The sequence below is a fragment of the Glutamicibacter sp. 0426 genome (genome assembly GCF_001906485.1).
In the GTDB taxonomy this organism is placed as follows: domain Bacteria; phylum Actinomycetota; class Actinomycetes; order Actinomycetales; family Micrococcaceae; genus Glutamicibacter; species Glutamicibacter nicotianae.
Window position 1 is genome coordinate 287568 of the sequence record NZ_MPBI01000003.1, and the last position, 21994, is coordinate 309561.

General features: G+C 62.9%; 22 protein-coding genes. 15 read left to right on the forward strand and 7 right to left on the reverse strand.

Annotation, left to right across the window (positions count from 1 at the left end; genetic code table 11):
* Positions 1–242: 242 nt before the first annotated feature.
* Entirely contained in the window at positions 243–1004 is a 762-nt protein-coding gene (locus tag BKX98_RS09650; protein WP_158024680.1) for a hypothetical protein, read from the reverse strand.
* An 85-nt stretch (positions 1005–1089) separates the two neighbouring features.
* Positions 1090–1776: an SDR family oxidoreductase gene (locus BKX98_RS09655; RefSeq protein WP_066143451.1), complete on the reverse strand. Its 687-nt coding sequence runs from the start codon at positions 1774–1776 to the stop codon at positions 1090–1092.
* A 176-nt stretch (positions 1777–1952) separates the two neighbouring features.
* On the opposite strand from BKX98_RS09655, the gene BKX98_RS17260 reads away from it, so the two are divergent.
* The 6 genes from BKX98_RS17260 (at position 1953) to BKX98_RS09685 (ending at position 6920) form a co-directional block, all read left to right on the forward strand.
* On the forward strand, positions 1953–2165 hold the full coding sequence (locus tag BKX98_RS17260; protein WP_038992925.1) for a hypothetical protein: 213 nt from the start codon (positions 1953–1955) through the stop codon (positions 2163–2165).
* Between the two features lie 34 nt (positions 2166–2199).
* Positions 2200–2733 (forward strand): DUF488 family protein, encoded by a 534-nt coding sequence (locus BKX98_RS09665; RefSeq protein ID WP_073707069.1) that lies wholly within the window; start codon positions 2200–2202, stop codon positions 2731–2733.
* 335 nt (positions 2734–3068) lie between these two features.
* Entirely contained in the window at positions 3069–4055 is a 987-nt protein-coding gene (locus BKX98_RS09670) for a siderophore ABC transporter substrate-binding protein (protein ID WP_073707070.1), read from the forward strand.
* 93 nt (positions 4056–4148) lie between these two features.
* Positions 4149–5129 (forward strand): ABC transporter permease, encoded by a 981-nt coding sequence (locus tag BKX98_RS09675; RefSeq protein WP_143181085.1) that lies wholly within the window; start codon positions 4149–4151, stop codon positions 5127–5129.
* 4 nt (positions 5130–5133) lie between these two features.
* Complete coding sequence (locus BKX98_RS09680; protein WP_052253974.1) at positions 5134–6168, forward strand: iron chelate uptake ABC transporter family permease subunit; 1035 nt, start codon at positions 5134–5136, stop codon at positions 6166–6168.
* Positions 6165–6920 (forward strand): ABC transporter ATP-binding protein, encoded by a 756-nt coding sequence (locus BKX98_RS09685; protein WP_073707071.1) that lies wholly within the window; start codon positions 6165–6167, stop codon positions 6918–6920. Before BKX98_RS09680 ends, BKX98_RS09685 begins: the two co-directional genes overlap by 4 nt.
* A 111-nt stretch (positions 6921–7031) precedes the next feature.
* Here BKX98_RS09685 and BKX98_RS09690 read toward each other — a convergent pair whose 3' ends face one another.
* Together BKX98_RS09690 and BKX98_RS09695 are read right to left on the reverse strand one after the other, a co-directional pair.
* A complete protein-coding gene (locus tag BKX98_RS09690) occupies positions 7032–7295 on the reverse strand; it encodes a hypothetical protein (RefSeq protein ID WP_143181086.1) in 264 nt (87 codons plus the stop codon).
* Positions 7296–7390: 95 nt separating this feature from the next.
* Complete coding sequence (locus BKX98_RS09695; protein ID WP_073707073.1) at positions 7391–7972, reverse strand: GNAT family N-acetyltransferase; 582 nt, start codon at positions 7970–7972, stop codon at positions 7391–7393.
* A gap of 450 nt (positions 7973–8422) precedes the next feature.
* Here BKX98_RS09695 and BKX98_RS09700 point away from each other — a divergent pair, with 450 nt between their 5' ends.
* Together BKX98_RS09700 and BKX98_RS09705 are read left to right on the forward strand one after the other, a co-directional pair.
* On the forward strand, positions 8423–9538 hold the full coding sequence (locus BKX98_RS09700) for a PrpF domain-containing protein (RefSeq protein WP_073707254.1): 1116 nt from the start codon (positions 8423–8425) through the stop codon (positions 9536–9538).
* 10 nt (positions 9539–9548) lie between these two features.
* Positions 9549–11009: an SLC13 family permease gene (locus tag BKX98_RS09705; protein ID WP_073707074.1), complete on the forward strand. Its 1461-nt coding sequence runs from the start codon at positions 9549–9551 to the stop codon at positions 11007–11009.
* A gap of 201 nt (positions 11010–11210) precedes the next feature.
* Here the strand turns inward: BKX98_RS09705 and BKX98_RS16840 are convergent, their stop codons facing one another.
* The 3 genes from BKX98_RS16840 to BKX98_RS09720 all read right to left on the reverse strand — a co-directional run bounded on the left by BKX98_RS16840 (position 11211) and on the right by BKX98_RS09720 (position 14089).
* Complete coding sequence (locus BKX98_RS16840; RefSeq protein ID WP_158024681.1) at positions 11211–11495, reverse strand: hypothetical protein; 285 nt, start codon at positions 11493–11495, stop codon at positions 11211–11213.
* A 460-nt stretch (positions 11496–11955) separates the two neighbouring features.
* Positions 11956–13170, reverse strand: coding sequence for an MFS transporter (locus tag BKX98_RS09715; RefSeq protein ID WP_073707255.1), 1215 nt, complete (start codon positions 13168–13170; stop codon positions 11956–11958).
* A 139-nt stretch (positions 13171–13309) separates the two neighbouring features.
* Positions 13310–14089, reverse strand: coding sequence for a carbonic anhydrase (locus BKX98_RS09720; RefSeq protein ID WP_158024682.1), 780 nt, complete (start codon positions 14087–14089; stop codon positions 13310–13312).
* 232 nt (positions 14090–14321) lie between these two features.
* Here BKX98_RS09720 and BKX98_RS09725 point away from each other — a divergent pair, with 232 nt between their 5' ends.
* The 7 genes from BKX98_RS09725 to BKX98_RS09755 all read left to right on the forward strand — a co-directional run bounded on the left by BKX98_RS09725 (position 14322) and on the right by BKX98_RS09755 (position 21971).
* Positions 14322–14957: a TetR/AcrR family transcriptional regulator gene (locus BKX98_RS09725; RefSeq protein ID WP_073707076.1), complete on the forward strand. Its 636-nt coding sequence runs from the start codon at positions 14322–14324 to the stop codon at positions 14955–14957.
* Between the two features lie 4 nt (positions 14958–14961).
* Positions 14962–16566: a carboxyl transferase domain-containing protein gene (locus BKX98_RS09730; RefSeq protein ID WP_073707077.1), complete on the forward strand. Its 1605-nt coding sequence runs from the start codon at positions 14962–14964 to the stop codon at positions 16564–16566.
* A gap of 15 nt (positions 16567–16581) precedes the next feature.
* Entirely contained in the window at positions 16582–18630 is a 2049-nt protein-coding gene (locus tag BKX98_RS09735) for a biotin carboxylase N-terminal domain-containing protein (protein ID WP_073707078.1), read from the forward strand.
* A complete protein-coding gene (locus BKX98_RS09740) occupies positions 18627–19151 on the forward strand; it encodes a MaoC family dehydratase (RefSeq protein WP_073707079.1) in 525 nt (174 codons plus the stop codon). The genes BKX98_RS09735 and BKX98_RS09740 overlap by 4 nt, the downstream gene beginning before the upstream one ends.
* A complete protein-coding gene (locus BKX98_RS09745; RefSeq protein ID WP_073707080.1) occupies positions 19144–19944 on the forward strand; it encodes a CoA ester lyase in 801 nt (266 codons plus the stop codon). The genes BKX98_RS09740 and BKX98_RS09745 overlap by 8 nt, the downstream gene beginning before the upstream one ends.
* 33 nt (positions 19945–19977) lie before the next feature.
* The gene (locus BKX98_RS09750) at positions 19978–20514 is read left to right on the forward strand and encodes a hypothetical protein (RefSeq protein ID WP_073707081.1); all 537 of its coding nucleotides are present in this window, start codon (positions 19978–19980) and stop codon (positions 20512–20514) included.
* 155 nt (positions 20515–20669) lie between these two features.
* Entirely contained in the window at positions 20670–21971 is a 1302-nt protein-coding gene (locus BKX98_RS09755; RefSeq protein ID WP_073707082.1) for an MFS transporter, read from the forward strand.
* Positions 21972–21994: the final 23 nt, after the last annotated feature.

Here is a 21994-nt window from a genome sequence, read left to right on the forward strand (position 1 = left end):
TAGAACGATTGCGAGAATGTTCCCACCCTAGATTCCGATTCCTGTGTTGCCGAAGCGCTTGAAAAAAAGAGTCATGGTGCGAAACAACTGGCTCCGCAAAGTCATTTTCGGCGGCCGCGCTAGCCGTACCGCGGTCATGTTTTGTCATGCAGCCGTCACGCCGCCAAGAGGTTCCGACATGTTCTGGACAGCAGGTTGTCCCGGAGCCTAGGGCTCCGGGGCAACTTGCTGCTGGCAAAGGGTCAGGAGAATTCAGGAACCTTCGGCAAAGCCATGTTCTGCGCGAAGAACTCGGCCAGTTCCGCACGGGCAGCCAGCGGCAGCACCTGGGCTACATACATGTCCTGGCGGACGACGACCAGGGCGCCTGCCCGGTCGATCCCGCGCTCGGTGAAGATGTCCTGGTGCCCGATCGCCGTGTAGACCTTTTCCCAGTCCATGATCTGTGCCTGGCCCACCTTCGGGAGGAACAGCCGCGGCACCTTATTGATGTCCACGTCGTGGCAATCCTGCTGGTAGATCACCTTGGCATCGAAAACGCTGTCGATATCTTGGCCCTCAGCGGTGTACGCGGTGATTGGCGAATCGGCGGAATGCTCCAGCCAGTCGGCGAGCGCGGCAACCTCCTGCCCCGATTCGTCGGCAAAGGCGTAGAGCCGCCAGCGCCCATTGGCACGGAAGTGGTGCCCCAGGTGCACCGTGGTGGTATCGCACACGCGGGAGACCTGCGCGGACTTGAAGCGCATGCCCACCGGGAAGCCTTCGGCCAGCTGCTGGTGCTCGGTGCCGCCGGTCAGCGAGGACTGCTCGTATCTGGTGTCGAAGCCGCCCGGGAAGTTGGCGGTATTCACGAAGAAGTCGACGATCTCGTGCGGGCCCTCCATTTCCTCCGGGCTGCGCGACATCATCGCCGACCATTCCTTGTCGTAGTCGATGAGCTTCTGCGCTACGTCCTGGCGCTCTTCGTTGTAGGTTTTCAGCAGGGACCCGTCGCTGCGGATCATGGTCACATGATCCCACCGGTTGCCCGCGGGCAGAAGCCCGGGCATCCACTCAGTGGAAGCCGCGGACTTCTATCCCGCACACACCCTAGAGGATCGCTTCGACGATCGGCATCTTGCCGTCGTAGAAGTTCACCGTGGTCCGGCGTGCCGCATTGTTGGCCACCACATGGGTGATCACTTCCGCGACATTCTCGCGGGAGGTCTGCATCCCCTCGCCGTCAGCGTCCGAATCCTTGAGGTTCCCCGCCTCGTCGGCCAGCACCACATGCTTGCTTGCAGGCTCCAAAGTCAGCGCGCCCGGGCCCAGGATCGTGTAGTCCAGGTCGGTGCCGCGCAGGAAGGCATCCGCGTCGTGCTTGGCCTTGGCATAGGGGTAGAAGGAGTTGGACGGGTCCAGGTTGTCCACGTCGACCAGCGCACGGCTGTAGGAGACCATCACGAAACGGTCCACCCCGGCCTGCTTGGCAGCCTTCATGGATCGCACTGCCGCCTCGTAATCCACGGCGCGGGTGCGCTGCTCGTTGCCGCCGCCGGCTCCCGCCGAGAACACAATGGCACTGGCACCGGTGAAGGCTTCCGCCAGCTGGTCCACCTCGGCGCTCTCGATATCGAGGACCACCGGCTTGGCACCTGCTGCCTTGATGTCGGCGGCGTGCTCGGGGTTGCGGATCAGCGAATCGACCGCGTAGCCGCGATCAGCCAGCTTGGGAGCCGCCAGCAGGGCGACCTTCCCATGTCCGCCAATGAGTACTACTCGATTTCCTTCAGCCATGAATTGCTCCTTCTGATTGATGCTCGTATCTGGCACAACGAGGCCTGCCTTGAGCCTATTCCCTTTACTCGCGCCGCCGACCTCTTCCTGAGTGGCAGCTCAATTGACAGCATTCTTGCTGGCAATCGGCGTATTCTCTGCTTTATAGCATTCGCACTCAACCGAGGATGAAGCTCATGAAGCATAAAACCCTGAATTTGGAACTCAGCAACGACCAGTTCGCAGATTTGGCCAATGCCCTTGAAGACCATCGGGACTACTTCAAGAAACGTGCCGATGAAGCGTCCCTCGGTTTCGGGCTCGATACCGGTTACTGGCAGTCCCGCGCTGCCGAGGTCCAGGAGCTGCTACAGCTGGTGCTCAGCTCCGCCAAGCACGAACAGCACTAGCCCGTTTCCTATCCTCTTCCAGGGAGCCAGCACTTTGCCCGCCAGGATTTTCACCATTGGACACTCAACAAGATCCATTGAGGATTTCCTCGCTCTGCTGATGCAGCACGGAATCATGCAGGTGGTGGACGTTCGCAAGCTGGACGGATCCCGCAAGTTCCCGCAGTTCAACTCCGATGCCTTGCAAGCCTCGTTGAAAGCGGCAGGAATCGGCCTGCATCGCGAGGAGGCTCTAGCCGGCAGGCGCCCGGTGAGCCAGAGCGTCGATTTCGAGGTCAACGCGTGGTGGAGGAACCGCAGCTTCCATAATTACGCCGACCACGCACTCGGCGATGATTTCCTCCACGCAATCCAGCAGCTCCAGGAGCGGGCCGTCGGCCAGAAGATTGCGATCATGTGCGCCGAAGCGGTGTGGTGGCGTTGCCACCGCCGAATCATTGCCGATTACCTCTTGGCCCGCGGCGCCGAAGTCCTCCATATCATTGATGGACCCGAGGCCAAGGCCGCTGAGCTGAGCCCTGGCGCCGTGATTGGCCCGCAGCTGAGGATTACCTACCCGGCCGCCTGATACGCGGCGGGAAAGATTAGGCAATAATGCCCTTTATTCCGTCATGGAAATCGTTACCGGTGCAATTCATGACGTTCCCTGACGCGGCCGCCGAAGCAATATGGACTAATTAAACAAGGCTGATGGTTTTTATTTTTCTCGGAAATCTCCCAGTCAACTGGGGTTAGGCTCAGCAAACGCCAAGTTTCACGTCGATCAACCTTGCTAAACAGCGCTTTAAAGTGACCGGGCTAACATAAGGGCGACTTAGCTTAATTAGATCAGATAAGGCTAAGCTAAGTGACAGATCACTTAATAGCGCAACCAACGTCGGTTGCTGTTCGAAGAAGGAATACATGTCCTCCATGAAGCTTCGCGCTGCCGCACTGCTGAGCATCGCCGCACTGTCCCTGACCGCTTGCGGATCCGCAACCGATACCGCTGCCGAGGCCAAGGCCGGCGACGCCAAGACTGTCACCATCACCGACAACGAAGGCGAGAAGACCATCCCGGTTCCCGCCAAGTCCGTCGTTGCAACCGACAACCGCACCTTCGAGACCCTTGATTCCTGGGGCATCGAGCTCACCGCAGGCGCCGTGTCCCTGATGCCGGACACCATCTCCTACACCAAGGACGAGAAGATCCTGGATTTGGGAAGCCATAAGGAACCCAACCTGGAATCGGTAGTCACCGTCGACCCTGACCTGATCATCAACGGCCAGCGCTACACCCAGCACGCCGAGAAGTTCAAGGAACTGGCACCAGAAGCCACCATCGTTTCCCTCGACCCACGCGAAGGCGAGCCATTCAACACCGAGCTGGAACGCCAGGTCACCACCCTGGGCGAAATCTTCGGCAAGCAGGCCGAGGCCAAGAAGCTCGTTGAGGAATTCCAGGCCGCCGAGAAGCGCGTAACCGATGCCTACAACAAGGACGAGACCGTCATGGGCTTGATCGCCTCGGGCGGCGAGCTGGGCTACTCGGCTCCGACCACCGGCCGCACCGTCGGCCCGATGTTCGACTTCCTGGGCCTGACCCCGGCGCTGGAGCTCGAAGAGTCCTCCACCGACCACGAGGGCGACGACGTTTCGGTCGAGGCCATCGCCAAGTCGAACCCTGACTGGATCATCGTCATGGACCGCGACGCAGCTGTTGCCGCTGATGGTGCAGACTACCAGCCTGCCAAGGAACTGCTGGAGAACTCCGAAGCGTTGCAGAACGTCACCGCCGCCAAGGAAGCCCAGGTTATCGTGATGCCGGCTGACACCTACACCAACGAGAGCATCCAGACCTACACCGAGTTCCTGAATGATTTCGCTGACGCCCTGGAAGCTGCCAAGTAAGCGTCTTGAACTCCCCTGGCCTCTAGTGGCGAAGCCGGATTCCGGCTTCGCCACTAAAGCTGTATTCCCACCACATATTTCCACGGCGGCATTATGACAAGCACGACCCTCCCGGCCCGGACCAAGAGCAAGGTCCTCACCGGCAAACTCGCACTGGGCATCCTCGCGGTGCTCGTGCTGCTGGCGTTCTCCCTGTTCACCGGCGTCTACGACATCTTCGGCAAGGACGACGGCGCGATGATGTTCGCCGTCACCCGCATTCCGCGCACCATCGCACTGGTGCTCGCCGGTGCCGCCATGGCCATGAGCGGATTGGTCATGCAGCTGCTGACCCAGAACCGCTTCGTGGAGCCGACCACCACCGGCACCACCGAATGGGCCGGACTGGGCCTGCTGACCATGCTGGTCTTCTTCCCCACCGCCACCTTGCTGGCCAAGATGAGCGTGGCGATTGCCTTCGCCTTCATCGGCACCATGATCTTCTTCCTGTTCCTGCAGCGAGTTTCGCTCAAGGCCTCGCTGACCGTGCCGATCGTGGGCATCATGCTAGGCTCCGTGGTCGGCGCCTTCTCCACCTTCTTCGCCCTGTCCACCGACAAGCTGCAGTCCATGGGCATCTGGCTGGCCGGCTCCTTCACCTCGGTGATCCGCGGGCAGTACGAGGTGCTGTGGATCGTGGCCATCGTGGCAGTAGCCATCTACATCGTTGCCGACCGTTTCACCGTGGCCGGATTGGGCGAGGAAATCGCCACCAACGTGGGCCTGAACTACCGCCAGGTGATGCTGCTGGGCACCGCGCTGATCGCGGTCGCCACCGGCGTGGTCACCGTGGTGATTGGCAATCTGCCATTCCTCGGGTTGATCGTGCCGAATATCGTCTCGATGGTCCGCGGCGACGACCTGCGCAGCAACCTGCCCTGGGTCTGCCTGCTGGGCATCGCGATCACCACGATCTGCGATCTTGTAGGCCGCACCATCATCATGCCGTTCGAGGTTCCGGTCTCGCTGATCCTGGGCGTGCTCGGCGCCGTCGTTTTCATCTTCCTGCTCCTGAGGCAGCGGAAAATTGGCTAATCTCATGACTCACCCCGCCTTGGGCACCCATCACGCCGGCCGCAGCGCAGGACCGCTTCCCACCAAGCAGGTCCGCAAGCGCTACTGGATCACCCTGTCCATCATGATCGGGCTGGCCCTGTTCTTCGGCATCGGCCTGCTGGCATGGGACAACCCCATGCCGTTCGGCTCCGACGGCTTCTGGATCATCGCCAAGCTGCGCGCCAGCAACATCCTGACCATGGTGATCGTGGCGGCCTGCCAGGCCATCGCCACCGTCGCCTTCCAGACGGTCACCAACAACCGCATCATCACCCCATCGATCATGGGCTTCGAAGCCTTGTACCGCGTGGTGCAGACCGGCGCGGTCTTCGTGCTGGGCGTGGCCGGCGTGACCTTCTTTACCGGGGTCAGCCAGTTCGTGTTGCAAGTGGCGATCATGGTGGGCCTGTCGGTGGCGCTGTACGGCTGGCTGCTGTCCGGCAAGCTGGGCAACATCCAGATCATGCTGCTGGTGGGCATCATCATCGGCACCGGGCTGGGTTCCATCGCCACGTTCATGCAGCGCCTGCTGACCCCGAGCGAATTCGACGTGCTCACCGCACGCCTGTTCGGCTCGATGGCCAACGCCGACATGAGCTACATGCCGGTGGCCATCCCGCTGGTGCTGATCGCCGGCGGCTACCTGGTGCTGTCCTCCAAGAAGATGAACATCCTCGCCCTGGGCAAGGAAACCACCATCAACCTGGGCATCAACCACCGCCGCGAAGTCATGAAGAGCCTGTTCTTCATCTCCATCCTCATGGCCGTCACTACCGCGCTGGTTGGCCCGCTGACCTTCCTCGGCTTCCTGGTGGCCACCTTGGCGTACCAGCTGGCCGACACCTATGACCACCGCTTCATCTACCCGATGTCATTCCTCATCGGCTTCGTGGTCCTGGCCGGCGCCTACTTCATCATGAAGAACGTCTTCTACGCCGAAGGCGTGGTTGGCATCATCATCGAAGCCGTCGGCGGCATTACCTTCTTAATCTTCATCCTGCGAAAGGGCCGGCTGTGATTACCCTCAATTCCGTCAGCAAGCAGTACAGCTCCACGGTCTCCATCGGCCCGGTCAGCTTGGAAATCCCCACCGGCGGGATCACCGCGCTGGTTGGCCCGAATGGAGCTGGCAAGTCCACCATGCTCACCATGGTCGGGCGCCTGCTGGGCATCGACCAGGGCTCCATCGAGGTCTCCGGCTACGACGTGTCCAAGACCAATTCCAAGGACCTGGCCAAGATCGTCTCGATCCTGCGACAAGAGAACCACTTCGTCACCCGCCTGACCGTGCGCCAGCTGGTGGGCTTCGGCCGCTACCCGCACTCCAAGGGCCGGCTAACCCAGGCCGATGAAGAGATCATCTCGCGCTCCATCGACTTCCTGGATCTGGGCGAACTGGAAGCCCGCTACCTCGATGAGCTCTCCGGCGGCCAGCGCCAGCGCGCTTATGTGGCCATGGTCCTGGCCCAGGACACCGATACGGTGCTGCTCGATGAGCCGCTGAACAACCTGGACATGAAGCACTCCGTGGTGATGATGCAGCACCTGCACCGTGCCGCCCGCGAGCTGAACCGCACCATCGTGATCGTGCTGCACGACATCAATTTCGCCGGGCATTATGCGGACTACATCTGCGCCATGAAGCAGGGCAAGGTGGTGCACTTCGGCACCCCAGCGCAGATCATGCAGGACGAAATCCTCAGCGAAGTTTTCGAGACCCCAGTCAACGTCGTTCCGGGCCCCAATGGCCCGCTGGCGGTGTACTACTGAGCCCGCGCAACTTCTGCACAGCAAGACCCCATGTGCACAGCAAGACCCCATGACCGCCGCTGGTCATGGGGTCTTGCTGCAACTGTGCACCTTATGCCCCAGCATTTTCGACTAAGCCTTTGGCTTCCCCAGCGCATTTACCGCATCGACGATTGTTGCACCCGGGTGCTCAACGCGATAGTCCTTGATGTCCTGAGCCGACAGACCCGAAGCGTCGCCGGTGACTTCCTGGGGCTTCAGGCCAGTCCAACCCCAGAACATCAGTGCCCAGCAACCGGCAAGCAGCCCCCAAAGGGAATCCTCCAGCAGCGTCATCAGCAGCATTGAGGCTGCTGCCAGCGCCAAAAGAATACTGGTGCGCATTGGCTTTCCCACGGGACCGCCTTCTCGCTGGAATGCCGTTTTGTCTTCCAGCTTCCCAAAAAGCACACAGGCAATCAAGGATGCGGCCCCATCCTTTGGCAGTAGGACTAGTCCACCCACTCCTCGGACAGCAGCGCATAACCCATGGAATCCATCCATTCCCCGCTGCGGTGAAGGCTGTCCTTGCGGCCATGGAATTCTTTGCGCATCCCCAAACGCTCCATCAATCTCCACGATGGCTCGTTGGCGGCAAAGCATTCGGCAGTGACCCGATGCAGACCCAGAGGGCCGAAGCATAATCCAATGGCAGCGTGGACGGCTTCGGTGGCGTAGCCTTTCCCGCCGTAAGCCGGGTCGAAGCTCCAGCCGAGGTTGCCTTCAACCCCCTTGGCACGCTGCGCAATTTCGCTCTGGCCCCAGCCATCCACGATGTTCAGCATGACCGTCCCAATCAGCTCGCTCCCCCGGCCGCTGTCCAGTTCCACTGCCAGATTCTTCAGCGGGTAGTCCTTGGCGAAGAACATGGCGCGGAAATCTTCCAGATTTTCCGGGCCAGCGGTGATCCACTCGGTAACTTCTGCAAGCTGACGGTAGCGCCATAGGGATTCCACATCAGCCGAATTCACCCGGCGCAAACTCAGTCGTTCAGTGCGTACCGGCCAGCTGATCTTCTTCAGCGCATCTTCCATGCTTCAAGAGTAGACGTTCGTTTTCCGGGCATTTCCGAATGCCGTATTCCATTTGCTGCGGTTGACCGTTTGCGGCCCGGACAGCGGCCATGCAAGGCCAAGGAGCAGGCAAATGGCCACAAAGCATGACGCCTGAATACGTGATTAAGGCGACAGTGAAATCAACGTGCCATAAGCATCACTTCAATAAACTGCATTTTTGGTTAAATTGCTGAATTCTCTGGTCGGATAATCCATGGCCGCTAACACGTGTGCCTCCCATCACTAACTTCCTCCCCTTCCGGACTGCCTTATTTGAAGTAAATTAAGTAATTCTACAATCCATTTCATTCCATGTACGTGGACTTCATTTGTGATCCAGATTAACGTTCACTGATAGCCGGATCACCATATATCCGGACCGAGTGACCGGGAGCAAAACGCGCGGCACAACGAGATGTAGGAATGATGATGAACATACAAGCCGAATGGATGCGCGGAGGCACCAGCAAATGCTGGGTCTTCGAATCCGAGCATTTGGAGCAAACGGCGATCAGCCTCGACGAACTGCTGCCCCGGCTCTATGGAAGCCCGGATCCACGGCAGATTGATGGCGTGGGCGGAGCCACTTCCACGACCAGCAAGGCCGTGATCCTCCGCCCGTCCACCGATGCAGGGATCGACGTGGAGTACACCTTCGCCCAAGTCGGGATCGAGGAAGCCACCGTCGACTGGGGCAGCAACTGCGGCAACTGCTCGGCAGTGGTGGGACTGTACGCCATCGAGCACGGCTGGGTCGCCCCGGAAGCAGACGTCACCCGGATCATCACCCGCAATACCAATACCGGCCAGATCATCATCCAGCGCGTAGATACTCCCGACGGGGCCTTGCCGATTGTCCCGCAAGCCCAGATGCCCGGCGTCGTGCGGCCTGGCTACAAGGTTGGGCTTGGCTTCCGCGACCCTGCAGGCAAGACCACCGGCAGCCTGCTGCCCACATCGAACCCCACGGACACCTTGCGCATCGACGGCCGCAACTGGACCGTATCCATGATCGATGCCGGTGCACCGGTCGTCGTCGTCCGCGCCGAGGACCTAGGATTGAATACCGGAAACTACGACTCGTGGATGGCCGCTGTCGAGCTGCAACTGGGCACCTTGGATGAGGTGCGCCGCGAAGCCGCAGTACGCATGGGGCTGGCCGCCACCCTTGGCCAGGCCGCGCGTGCCATCCCGAAGCTGGCGATCGTGGCAGCGCCGGAAGAAGGCTCCGGCAACGATGCCAATGCCATGATGCTCTCGATGGGCAAACCCCATCCAGCACTGGCAATTACCGGAAGCATCGCCTTGACCCTAGGTGCCCGCACACCGGGGACCGTGCTCAGCAGCATCGTGCCTGGCGAACCTCGTGCGACGCTGCGCCTGCGTACCCCGGCTGGCATCATCGAGACCTGGTACGAAGAACGCGATGGCTCGATGACCATCGGCGTGGAACGCACTGCCCGATCCATCGCGACCTCCACCATCCACCTCCCCGAGTCCCTGGGCAACGTCGCCGGGGCCGAGCTAGCAACCGCGAGTCGCTGAGGAGAGCCCCATGACTAAGACTTTGACCGAAGCCGCGCCGCAAGCCGAACCGGGCGACATCGATGTGCAGACCGTAGACCCACGACGGGCCAACCAACGCAAACGACGCAACCTGCTGATCGCGGTCGCAGTGCTCGCCGTTGCGGTGGTTGCCGCACTGCTGGCCGGGCCCGCGCTGTTGGGCTCTCCCCCTGCGCCCGACTCCCAGAATGCGATGACCGCAGATCAGATCATCCCGCTGGTGGTCCTGGTGATCATGTTCATCGTTGCCACCAAGTGGCCGGTGAATATCGGCGTCATGGGACTGGTGGCCGCCTTTGGCGTCGGCTATTTCATGCTCGGCATGAGCGACAAGGAGATCCTGGCGGATTTCCCGGCCAGCATCGTGCTGACCATCATCGGCGTGACCTACTTCTTCAGCATGGCTCAGCACAACGGAACCATCAACGTCATCGTGCAGAACTGCGTACGCATGGTGCGTGGCAGGACCATGCTGCTGCCCTGGGTCTTCTTCCTCGTGGCCGCCGCGCTGACTTCGCTGGGCACGTTCTCTCCGGCAGCGGTTGCGCTGCTGGCCCCGGCTGCCATCGGCTTTGCCTACGAGTCGCGCATCCACCCGCTGCTGATGGGCGCTTTCATCATCAATGGCGCTCATGCCGGCGGATTCTCGCCGCTGTCGGTGTCCGGCGTCCTGGTCCATGACATTGCGATGGAAAATGGTTTCCCGGTTTCGGCCAACGCCCTGTTTGCCGCCAGCTTCGCAATCAACCTGGTCCTCTCGATCCTGACGGTGATCGCCTTCGCACTCATGGGCAAGCTGCGTGCCGGCGATGGTGTCTCGCATACCGAGCTGGATGATTCGCGCAGCACCCGCCCCCGCGGCCAGCAGATCTACACCCTGGTGCTCATCGGGGCCATGCTGGTTTGCGCTCTGGGCTTCGGGTTGCCGATCGGCTTTGTCGCCCTCACCGCGGGCTTGCTGCTGGCGCTGCTGAACATCAAGGAGCAGCACAAGTTCGTTGCCGGGATCTCCTGGTCGACCGTGCTGCTCGTGTCGGGCATGATCACCTACGTTTCGTTGCTCACGCATGTGGGCGTCATCGATACCCTGGCCCACAAGGCGCTGGCGCTGGGTGCGCCGATCCTGATCGCGTTGGTGCTGTGCTACGTGATCGGCGTTGGTTCGGCCTTCGCGTCCTCCACCGCGCTGCTGGCGGCCTTCATCCCGCTGGCCGGGCCGCTGCTGGCAGTCAGCTCGCTGAGCGCCTCCGGCACCGTGGCGGCCATCGCCATCGCGGCAACCGTGGTCGATGTATCCCCGTTCTCCACTGCGGGCGCTCTGGTGGTGGCGAACGTGAAGGAAACGGACCGCCAGCTGGTCTACAAGCAGTTGATGATCTACGCGGGGGCCGTCGTGCTGCTTGCACCCGCGCTGTCTTGGGCACTTCTGGTTCCCACAGGCATCATGTAGGCCTCGCGGCAGAGGAATACGGGCGGGATCCACAAGGATCCCGCCCGTTCCCATTTCCCAATGCCATCTGGTCGTGTGCACTCCGTTTGAGGCAATCGTGCCGTCCGCGACTATTGCTGTTCTAGGCCGTTCGTTCCTACCAATCCGGTCTAGGGAACCGCGTTCAGTCCAGCGGGCAGGCTCAACTGATGGACGGGGAAATTATTCTTCCAGTAGCTGGCGTTGCCGCTCGATGAAACTTGACATGCCCGGAGCGGTGAATGCCACCCAGCCATGTTGCGGCGAATAGATAGTGCCTTCGGCGATCAAGGATGCACACACGGGTGCCAAGCCCTGCGCCGTCTTGCCAAGCACTTGGGCGATGGCTGCACTGCGTGTTCCTTCGTCGCCGTCCATAGCCATGGCTCGTAGATACTCGCGTTCGGCAGGTGTCGCCCGTTCCCAACGGGCGGGAAAGAACCCAGAATCCAGCTGTGCGCGACCCAAGACTTTAGCTGCATGAGCGTTCTCAGCCGTGAAGGGAGACGCAGTTGCCACAGTCCAAATAGCGCTCACGAACGCTTGGAGGAAGTACGGGTAATTTCCCTCTTCGACTGTCAGCTGGTCAAGAGCAGCTTCCGTAAATCTCGGCCCCATCTTGGGCGGATCCTACCAGTGATTCACGCGCGGCGGAATCATCAAGTTTCCTAGTACCATCGGCGTCACTCCCGCACCCGGATGATTAGGGTTTCAATGCAGCGTCCAAATTCATCTGCCTCAAAGTATAGAGAAGTACAGCTATGTATAGAACATATCTATAGTCTTCTATACTTCGCTATACTCATCACCCCTTCATGTTCCGTCAACGGCAATTTCTGCGGCACCACCAGATAAGCACCGGGCCCGGAACATTGACATCGCATCCAGTTGGAAGCACAGGATGCAAGAACGCCGACGCAAGGCTACTTCACAGACGTTCAGTTCGCGGGGGTTTTCCGCGCAGCACCGGCGAGCAAATCAGCACCACCAGACCCGCGATTGGAAACACCAGCAGGGCCAGCCGCAACCCGATGTTTTCGGCAAGGAATCCGACCAGTGGCGGCGAGAGCAAGAAGCCCAATCGCATGAGCCAGGAGACAATGCTCAGGCCAGTTCCCGGGGACAGGCCTGGCAGCTTGTCAGCTTGGTCCATCACCGCCGGGACCAGAGTTGCCGAGCCGAATCCAGCCGCCGCGAATCCCAGCAAGGTGCCCGGCACGCTGGGGAACAGCAAAGCCAAGCCCATGCCGAGCGCTATCAGCGCGCCGCCGAACTGGGCCATGCTGCGCTGGCCAAAGCGGTTGACCATCCCATCGCCGAGGATTCGGCCAACGAACTGGGCGCCAACCAAGGCGATGAACCCGCTGGCCGCCAGCGCCGCTGGTGCCCCGAGCTCACCCAGATACAGTGTCGACCAGGAATTTCCGGCATCCTCGACCATCACTCCAGCCACGGAGATCAAGACCAAGGCGCTCATCATCAGCAGCAGCCGGCCGCGGGACCCTGCTGGGCGCGCGGTCAGGATGGCCTCGGCAGCCGGCGGCGCAACGGGTTCGATGGCCGCCTGTTCAGCAGACCGGGGAAGGCAGAATTTCAATGCGATCAGTGCCACCACTGCAAACAGCCCCATCGATATGCCCAAATGCACCGGCAGCGCCAGGTTCAGCTGGATCGCCCCGGCGGCCATCAAGCCGCCAAGCACCGCTCCGACAGACCACAAGGCGTGGAAGGAGTTCAAGATCGAACGTCCATATCGACGTTGCACCACCAAGCCGTGCGCGTTCTGCCCGACATCCGTAATCGAGTCCATTGCACCGCCCACTGCGAAAGCCAGCACCACCCAGAGCACCCCCGGGGCGCTGCCGGCGGCAAGCAATGCCGCACCGGTAGCCATGGTTCCGAAGACGGCAACTTGCGCGGAACCGAATCGGCGCACCAGCGCACCGGCGGCCAACCCGGCAAGGATCGCCCCGATGGGCCACGCCGTAACCAGCAAGCCGTAGCTTGCGGTGTCCAATCCCAGATCCCGCTTCAACTCGGGAAGACGCGGCGCCATATTGGCAAAAAGCGCTCCATTGGTGAGGAACAGGGCAGCGACTGCTGCACGGGCGCGGGAGTTGGCACTGGATTCGGTGGCTGTCATGGGGCCTTTCACCGCAGCTGGCTGCGGACTGGTCACTGGCGAATGCTGCAATGGCATCCAGCGTCGAGAGTACCAGTGCCGCTGCGGCTGCATGGCGGCACCGTGCCGATAAGCCCGGGAGTTGGGTTTCTCCGGATGGTCAGCCCTCCAGCCAGCTCACCTCTCCGGTCTCCAGGTCGTAGACCGCCGGCACCACCCGGGTCCGCTGTTCTTCCACCGCCTTGCGGATGATGGCAGAGCGCTCGAGCAGCTGCTCAACCACGGCTCGGGCATTGGCCTGCACCACCGTGTCCACCGCTTCGCGTCCCGATCCCTCGACTCCTGCTGTGCGGGCTACGGGTGCAATCTGTGCTGCGAAGTCTTCCATTTCCCCGGGCAACTGCGGGTTCCCGGCATCTTTCTCCATCGCCTTCAGCGTGCCCGTCACCGCGCCGCAGGCGGTGTGCCCGAGGATCACCAGCAGCGGTACCGAATACGGACTGGAGACAGCGAATTCCATGCTGCCCACCAAGGTGTCATCGAGCACGGCACCGGCTGTCCGGGTGACGAACAGGTCTCCAATCCCCTGGTCGAACAGGAGCTCGGGGGTGACGCGGGAATCCACGCAGCCGTGAATCAATGCGAAGGGGCTCTGGTGCTCGGCTTGATCGCTGCGCCGGTCAAGTGCCTGATTGGGGTGCTCCGGCGTGCCGGCGCAATAGCGCCGGTTTCCGGCGCGCAGCACCTGCAGCACTTCGTCGGGGGTCTGCGGCGGTTCGGCCAGATGCGCGCGATCCGCGTCGGGGGCTTGCGGCGAAGCGCAGGCTGCCAGTCCGGCCAGGGCAAGGAACCCGGAAGCGCCGGCGAGCAGACCGCGGCGCGAAGGGCCGGTCGAGGTTGCATCGTTGCATTTGGGGGTTGCTGATTCGGGTTGCGGCATCATGCCTTCCTGTGGCGTCTGATGAGCTGAAAAGCCGGATTATCTATAGCTTGTCAGTAAATAACATCAAGCAGTCTATTGTTATGCATTTGATTCATGAATAGCAGGCGTCATATTTCGGCGAGATTTAATATGCCGGCAACAGGAGGCTGTGATTGACACCACAGCCGTTCTTCGGTTGGATGGGGACTGTCAATCGATTGATTGGCTTTTGAGTCACAAGGTGGTGTCCATGGAACTGGGAAAGGTCCAGCAAGCAGCCGTAGCCTGCTTTGCCCAGCGCGGCTTCGCCGCCACGGGCATCCGCGAACTGGGCAGCGCGGTGGGGCTGAACTCGGCCACCCTCTACCACTATGTCGGCGGCAAGGAAGACCTGTTGCTGGGCATCATGAACGACTGCCTGACCGCCATGATCTCCGGCGCCAAGCAGGCGCTGGATGGCAGCGCAGATCCGGTGCGCCAGCTTGCTTTGCTCGTCGCCTTCCATGTCGGATTCACCGCCACCAACCCCAGCACCGCACGCGTCACCGAATACGAGATGCGCGCGCTGTCGCCCGCCGGCCGCGAGCAGATGCAGGCGCTGCGCGATGCCTACGAGCAGCTCTTCGCCGACGCGCTGCAGGCCGGCGAGCGCCAAGGCAGTTTCAACACCGTGGATTTGGGCATTGCCCGCCTGGCCCTGATGGAAATGGGCACCGGCGTTTCGCACTGGTATCGCAAGGACGGCCGGCTCTCGCTGGCCGAGGTGCAGCTGAACTTCATCTCCCTGGCCATGCGCATCCTCGCGGTGCCCGTCGAATTCCCGCTGCCACCGCAGCAGCTGCCCGTACCCCAGGTAATCGCCAGCGAACCGACCAGCAAGGACTGACTTCGTGAAGACCCTTTCCTCCCAACTGAACCCCGAGCAGTTCCAGCGCAATGCCGCCGACCAGGCGCCGCTGCTGGCCGAACTGCACGAACGGCTGGAACGCGCCGCCCGTGGCGGCTCCGATAAATCCCGGCAGCGGCATGTGGATCGCGGCAAGCTGCTGCCCCGCGAGCGGGTGGACGCGCTGCTGGATGACGGCTCGCCGTTCCTGGAAATCGCCCCGCTGGCCGCCGAGGGCATGTACGACGGCGCGAGCCCCGGCGCCGGAGTAATTGCCGGCATCGGCCTGGTGCATGGGCGGCACGTGCTGGTCATCGCCAATGACGCCACAGTCAAGGGCGGCACCTACTTCCCGATGACCGTCAAGAAGCACCTGCGCGCCCAGGAAATCGCGTTGGAGAACAACCTGCCGTGCATCTACCTGGTGGATTCGGGCGGAGCGTTCCTGCCGATGCAGGACGAGGTGTTCCCCGACCGCGAGCACTTCGGGCGCATCTTCTACAACCAGGCGCAGCTTTCGGCGGCCAAGATCCCGCAGTTGGCAGCGGTGCTCGGCTCCTGCACTGCCGGCGGCGCATACGTGCCGGCGATGAGCGACGAGACGGTGATCGTGCGCAACCAGGGCACGATCTTCCTCGGCGGCCCGCCGCTGGTGAAGGCTGCCATCGGGGAAATCGTCACGGCCGAGGAATTGGGCGGCGGCGACCTGCATGCCAAGACCTCCGGGGTGGTGGACCACCTGGCCGAGAACGACGAGCATGCGCTGATGATCATCCGCGATATCGTCTCCACCCTGCCGGCCAACCCGGCCCCCGCCTGGGGCATCGAGGGGCAGGTGGCCGAGCCGCTGTACCCGGGCAGTGAACTGACCGGCGTGGTGCCGGTGGATGTCAACGCGCCCTACGACGTGCATGAGGTCATCGCCCGCATCGTCGATTCCAGCAAGTTCCACGAGTTCAAGGCCGAATACGGCACCACCCTGGTCACCGGCTTCGCGCACATCCACGGGCACCAGGTGGGCATCATCGCCAATAACGGCGTGCTGTTCTCGGAATCCGCGATGAAGGGCGCGCACTTCATCGAGCTGTGCGACCAGCGCGGCATCCCGTTGCTCTTCCTGCAGAACCTCGCGGGGTTCATGGTGGGCCGCGACTACGAGGCCGATGGCATTGCCAAGCACGGGGCGAAGATGGTCACCGCGGTGGCCACCGCCCGGGTTCCCAAGCTGACCGTGATCATCGGCGGCTCCTTCGGCGCCGGCAACTACTCGATGTGCGGCCGGGCCTACTCCCCGCGATTCCTGTGGATGTGGCCGAACGCGCGGATCTCGGTGATGGGCGGGGCCCAGGCTTCATCCGTGTTGTCCACGGTCAAGCGCGACGGGATCGAGGCGGCCGGCGGCAGCTGGAGCGATGAGGAAGAGGAAGCGTTCAAGGCGCCAATCCGCGAGCAATACGAAACCCAGGGCAACCCCTACTATTCCACCGCCAGGCTATGGGACGACGGGGTCATCGACCCGGCCGATACCCGCCGGGTGCTCGGCCTGGCCCTGGAGGTCTGCGCCCGCCAGCCACTGCCGGAGACCAGCTTCGGCCTCTTCCGGATGTAGTGCGAGGAAAGAACCATGACTGCCAAGCTCTTTGATACCGTCCTGATCGCCAACCGCGGGGAAATCGCGGTGCGCATCATCCGCACCCTGCGCCGCCTGGGCATCGAATCCGTCGCCGTGTACTCCGACGCCGACGCCGGGGCCCTGCATGTGTCCGAAGCCGACCGCGCGGTGCGCATCGGCGCGGCCCCGGCCAATGAAAGCTACCTGGATATCGACGCGGTGATCGCCGCCTGCCGGCAAACCGGCGCCCAGGCGGTCCACCCGGGCTACGGGTTCCTCTCCGAGAACGTGGACTTCGCCCGCGCCTTGGAAGCCGCCGGCATCACCTTCATCGGACCGCCGGTGAACTCGATCAACCTGATGGGCGACAAGATCCGCTCCAAGAACCACGTGCTCTCCCACCAGGTGCCGGTGGTTCCCGGCATCGCCGAACCCGGCCTGGGCGACGAGCAGCTGCTCGCGGCCGCCAAGGAAGTCGGCTTCCCGCTGCTGATCAAGCCCTCGGCCGGTGGCGGCGGCAAGGGCATGTTCGCGGTGGAATCCGCCGAGCAGCTGCCCGAGGCGCTGGCCAGCGCCCGGCGCACCGCGCGCAGCGCGTTTGGCGATGACACCCTGTTCCTCGAGCGGCTGGTGCGCAATCCGCGTCATATCGAGGTGCAGATCCTGGCCGACGCGCATGGGAACACCGTGCACCTGGGCGAACGCGAATGCTCCTTGCAGCGCCGCCACCAGAAGGTCATCGAGGAAGCCCCGGCCCCGCTGTTCGAGAACCTGGAGCACGGCGCGCAGATCCGCGAGCGCATCGGCGCCGCCGCGGTAGCCGCCGCGCAGTCCGTGGGCTACGTCGGCGCGGGCACCGTCGAGTTTCTGGTCAGCGACCAGAACCCCGACGAGTTCTTCTTCATGGAAATGAATACCCGCCTGCAGGTGGAGCACCCGGTCACCGAGGAAGCCGTGCGGGTCAACGGGGAAAAACTGGATCTGGTGCAGTGGCAGGTGCGCATCGCGGCCGGCCAGGCGCTGGACTTCACCCAGGACCAGGTGGCGCTGTGCGGCCATGCCATCGAGGCCCGGCTCTACGCCGAGGACCCGTCCTCGGGCTTCCTGCCTTCGGTGGGCACCGTGCTGCGCGTGAGCGAGCCGGAGAATGTCCGCGTGGATTCCTCGCTGCGCGACGGCTTGGAGATCAGCGCCCACTACGACCCGATGCTCTCCAAGCTCATCGCCTGGGGCGAGGACCGCACCGAGGCGCTGGTCCGGCTGGATCAGGCGCTGGCCGGCACCGTGGTGCTGGGCGTGCTGGCCAACAGCGAGTACCTGCGGCTGCTGCTGGCGGACGAGGATGTGGCGGCCGGACGCCTGGACACCAACCTGATCGAGCGGAAGCTGGACCAGTTCGCCTTCCGCCAGATCAGCGATCGCGAACTGGCACTGGCGGCGCACCTTGAGGACCAGCGGATTCCTGCGGCGAAAACACCCTGGGGCCTGCGTGATGGCTGGCGGGCCCAGCATCGCCGGGCCAGCATCCAGTACTTCGATGCCGAGGCGGCCGAGGGCAAGACCGCGCTGCTCAGGGAGCAGGATACCAGCTTGGTGCGAGTAGGCGGCGAGGATTTCACTGTGCGCCAGGAGCCGGATGGAACCCTGTCCGTCAACGGCCAGCGCACAGCACTCCAGCATGCCTTCGCCGAAGACGGCACGCTGTGGCTGTGCGAGGACGGGTGGACTGCGGCGGTGCGCAAGCTTTCCCGCGAAGAAGTCCTCGAACGCCACCTGGCCACCCTCGCCATCGAGTCCGGGACCTTGTCCCCGCATGTCGAATCCCCCATGCCCGGCACCGTGATCAGCGTGCAGGTTGCCGATGGCGATGAGGTCGCCGCCGGCCAGCTGCTGCTGAGCATCGAGGCGATGAAAATGGAACACCAGCTCCTATCCCCCGCCGATGGCATCGTGCGGATGACCGGCCTGAAGTCCGGGGATCTGGTCAAGGCCAAGCAGGTCGTGGCCACCGTGGAAGCAATGCAGAGTACCGAAGCGAAGCATCAGGAGCAGGACGCATGAGCGAGCAAACCCCCAACCGTGTCGAGCAGCGCGGCCTCTACTTCGACGAGCTGCAGCTCGGCGCCACCTACGTGCACAAGCCCGGACGCACCTTGACCGAAGCGGACAACGTCGCCTTCACGACGATGACCATGAACAACCAGGGCCTGCATCTGGACGCCGCGTGGGCTTCCACCCAGCCCTTCGGCAAACCGCTGGTCAACTCGCTGCTGACCTTGAGCACCATGATCGGCCAGTCGGTGGGCCAGCTGACCGAAGGCACCATCGTGGGGCAGCTGGGCATCAACGACGTGAAGTTCCCGCACCCGATGTTCCACGGCGATACGCTCTACACCGAAACCGAGATCACCGCACTGCGCGAATCCAAGTCGCGCCCCGGCCAGGGACTGGCGTCCATGACGCACACCGGCCGCAACCAGCACGGCGACATCGTGGCAACCGCCACCCGCACCTGCCTGATGTGGACCAGGCAAGCGCACCAGGACTCACTGGAAGCCAAGGGGGAAAATACCGATGGCTAGCTTCCTGATGGGTCCTTCCCTGCTGTTCTGCCCAGCCGACCGGCCCGAGCGCTATGCCAAGGCGGCGCAGCGCGCCGACGCGGTCATCATCGACCTGGAAGATGCGGTGGCGCCCGCGAACAAGGACGCTGCCCGCAGAGCCTTGGTGGAGACCCCGCTGGATCCCGAACGGGTGATTGTGCGCGTGAACCCGGTGGACAGCGAGCACTTCGCCAAGGACTTCGAAGCGCTGGAGCAGACCGCCTACCGCACCGTGATGCTGCCCAAGTGCGAGTCCGCGGAGGATCCGTCCGCGTTGGCCGGATACGACGTGCTGGCGCTATGCGAAACTGCCAAGGGCATCACCAATGCCGGACAGATTGCCGAGGCGCCGAATGTCGTCGCACTGATGTGGGGCGCCGAAGACTTGATCGCCTCGCTCGGCGGCACCTCCTCGCGCGGAGAGGACGGCAGCTACCGCGAGGTGGCGCGGTTCGCGCGGTCGCAGGTGCTGCTCCATGCGGCCACCCACGGCAAAGCCGCCGTTGATTCCGTGTACCTGGACATCCCCGACCTGGAAGGCCTAGGCGCAGAGTCCCGCGATGCCAAGGCTTCGGGATTCGCGGCGAAAGCCTCGATCCACCCCAACCAGATGCCGGTCATCCGCGAGGCGTTCGCGCCCACCGAAGCGGAACTGGACCGCGCGAGGCGGATCCTTGACGCCGCCAAGGAGAACCCAGGGGTGTTTGCCTTCGAGGGGCAGATGGTCGACGAACCGCTGCTGCGCCAGGCCCGGGCCACCTTGGGCAGATAACCCGTTTTCCGCCATGCACTAAAGTGTGTAGCAATGACCGCCGACAGCTGGCCAACGGAGGTTCACATGGCTGTGGTGAAGAAACCCGGTGCCGATGCCCTGGTGTACTTCTGGTTTGCGATTTCACTAGCCGTGCTCGGCGTAGTGATCGGGCAAATCGGCGCGGTCATGATGCTAAACGGCACGTTGGAGCTGAACGTCCTGAACGTGACCACGCTGCACCTGGTTGCCTGGGGCTGCTATGCCGGAGCGGCGATTTTCACCATCGTGGTCATGCACAAGGCCCTGGCAATGCTGATCTATCTGGTGCACCACCAACGCCCGCTGCCTCCACGCAGGATGCCGGTGATCCGCGATGCCCCGGTCACCGCCCAGACTTCCGAGACGAGCCCAGTAAGCCACGCATCAGCTGGCCCGACGGACCTGGCGGATCCGCTGGGCAAGGATGAGCTGCCCTCCGGGTCCAAGCCGAAAACCTTCCCGCGGCAGGCGCTGGGTGCACTGCCCGCGCAGGACCGGCGTCCTCGCAACCGGCGCCAGAACTCCGGCAAAGGCGACGACCCCGCATAGCGAACCCTGCGTCCGCTGCGCTTCGGCAAGTGCAGCAAGTCCCGGTAATGCAAGGCTCTCCACAACCGGGGGAGTCAATATTTGTTCCGCGGGTGTCATGAACTTCGACGCCTGTTGGCCCCGGTGCAATGCTTTAAGCATCGTCTATAAGGAGCGTGCGATTGAGTTCCCGGAAGCTATCGCGGATCCACCGAGCGTGGCTGGTCGCCATCGTGACCACACTGGCACTCGTTGCCACGGCAGCTTTCCGCTCCACCACCGGAGCGTTCTTCGAACCGCTCGAATCCGAATTCGGCTGGCTCCGCTCCCAGCTGTCGACCGCGGTGACCATCAACCTGGTGGTCTACGGCCTGGCGGCACCCTTCGCCGCGACCTTGCTGGAACGCTATTCCATGCGCAAGGTGGCCGCCATTGCCCTGGCGCTGGTGGCTTCGGGCGCCGGATTATCGGTGTTCATCAGCCAAATCTGGCAGTTGTGGGTGCTGTGGGGCGTGCTGGTTGGACTGGGCACCGGGGCGATGGCACTGGTTTTCGGTTCCGTGGTGGCCAACCGCTGGTTCTCCGAACGCCGCGGCCTGGTGATGGGCATCTTCTCCGGCGCGAATGCCGCCGGCCAGTTGGTGTTTCTTCCGAGCATCGTGGTGATCATCGAGCAGTATTCATGGCGGATCGCTGCCCTGGTGGTTGCCGTTTTCGCGGTGCTGATCATCCCGCTGCTGCGCTGGCCTTTTGCCAACTCCCCTGCCGAAGCCGGGGTGCTTCCCTACGGCGGAACCGAAGCCGTTGCCGCTCCGGCAGGCGAACCCCAGCAAGGGTCGATGGCCGCCGCGACGCTCAAGGCCCTGTTCTCGGCTTCGCGCTACCCGGCCTTCTGGGTCCTGGCGATGACCTTCTGGATTTGCGGCTGGTCAACCAACGGCCTGGTACAGACGCACTTCATCCCTGCGGCGCACGACCACGGCATGCCGGCCACGACCGCGTCCGGACTGCTGGCACTGGTAGGCATATTCGACATCCTCGGCACCATCTTCTCCGGGTGGCTGACCGACCGTGTACGCCCGTGGCTGCTGCTTGCGGTGTACTACGCGCTGCGCGGCCTCTCGCTGCTGTTCCTGCACTCGCTGATGGGGCCCACCGTCGAACCGCTGCTGTGGATCTTCATCATCTTCTATGGCCTGGACTGGGTGGCCACGGTGCCGCCTACGGTGGTGCTCTGCCGCCAATACTTCGGTCCGGTCAAGGCAACCGTGGTCTTCGGCTGGGTCTTCGCCTTCCACATGATCGGCGCCGGCGCAGGTTCGCTGACCGCGGGGCTGTCGCGGGAAACCACCGGCAGCTACCTGGCCGCATGGATTACCGCCGCCGTGCTGTGCTTCGCGGCGGCCGTGAGCCTGCTGTTCCTGCCGCGCATGCGCAAGGCCTACGAGGATCCGCAGCTCGAGGAAGTCCGGGTATAGCCCTCACGGCAACACTTGGGCAC

Bases quoted from the DNA above. Each gene is read 5' to 3' on its own strand.
- BKX98_RS09650 (WP_158024680.1), bottom strand. From the start codon at position 1,004: ATGATCCGCAGCGACGGGTCCCTGCTGAAAACCTACAACGAAGAGCGC.
- BKX98_RS09655 (WP_066143451.1), bottom strand. From the start codon at position 1,776: ATGGCTGAAGGAAATCGAGTAGTACTCATTGGCGGACATGGGAAGGTC.
- BKX98_RS17260 (WP_038992925.1), top strand. From the start codon at position 1,953: ATGAAGCATAAAACCCTGAATTTGGAACTCAGCAACGACCAGTTCGCA.
- BKX98_RS09670 (WP_073707070.1), top strand. From the start codon at position 3,069: ATGTCCTCCATGAAGCTTCGCGCTGCCGCACTGCTGAGCATCGCCGCA.
- BKX98_RS09675 (WP_143181085.1), top strand. From the start codon at position 4,149: ATGACAAGCACGACCCTCCCGGCCCGGACCAAGAGCAAGGTCCTCACC.
- BKX98_RS09680 (WP_052253974.1), top strand. From the start codon at position 5,134: ATGACTCACCCCGCCTTGGGCACCCATCACGCCGGCCGCAGCGCAGGA.
- BKX98_RS09695 (WP_073707073.1), bottom strand. From the start codon at position 7,972: ATGGAAGATGCGCTGAAGAAGATCAGCTGGCCGGTACGCACTGAACGA.
- BKX98_RS09700 (WP_073707254.1), top strand. From the start codon at position 8,423: ATGAACATACAAGCCGAATGGATGCGCGGAGGCACCAGCAAATGCTGG.
- BKX98_RS09705 (WP_073707074.1), top strand. From the start codon at position 9,549: ATGACTAAGACTTTGACCGAAGCCGCGCCGCAAGCCGAACCGGGCGAC.
- BKX98_RS09715 (WP_073707255.1), bottom strand. From the start codon at position 13,170: ATGACAGCCACCGAATCCAGTGCCAACTCCCGCGCCCGTGCAGCAGTC.
- BKX98_RS09720 (WP_158024682.1), bottom strand. From the start codon at position 14,089: ATGCCGCAACCCGAATCAGCAACCCCCAAATGCAACGATGCAACCTCG.
- BKX98_RS09725 (WP_073707076.1), top strand. From the start codon at position 14,322: ATGGAACTGGGAAAGGTCCAGCAAGCAGCCGTAGCCTGCTTTGCCCAG.
- BKX98_RS09735 (WP_073707078.1), top strand. From the start codon at position 16,582: ATGACTGCCAAGCTCTTTGATACCGTCCTGATCGCCAACCGCGGGGAA.
- BKX98_RS09740 (WP_073707079.1), top strand. From the start codon at position 18,627: ATGAGCGAGCAAACCCCCAACCGTGTCGAGCAGCGCGGCCTCTACTTC.
- BKX98_RS09745 (WP_073707080.1), top strand. From the start codon at position 19,144: ATGGCTAGCTTCCTGATGGGTCCTTCCCTGCTGTTCTGCCCAGCCGAC.
- BKX98_RS09750 (WP_073707081.1), top strand. From the start codon at position 19,978: ATGACCGCCGACAGCTGGCCAACGGAGGTTCACATGGCTGTGGTGAAG.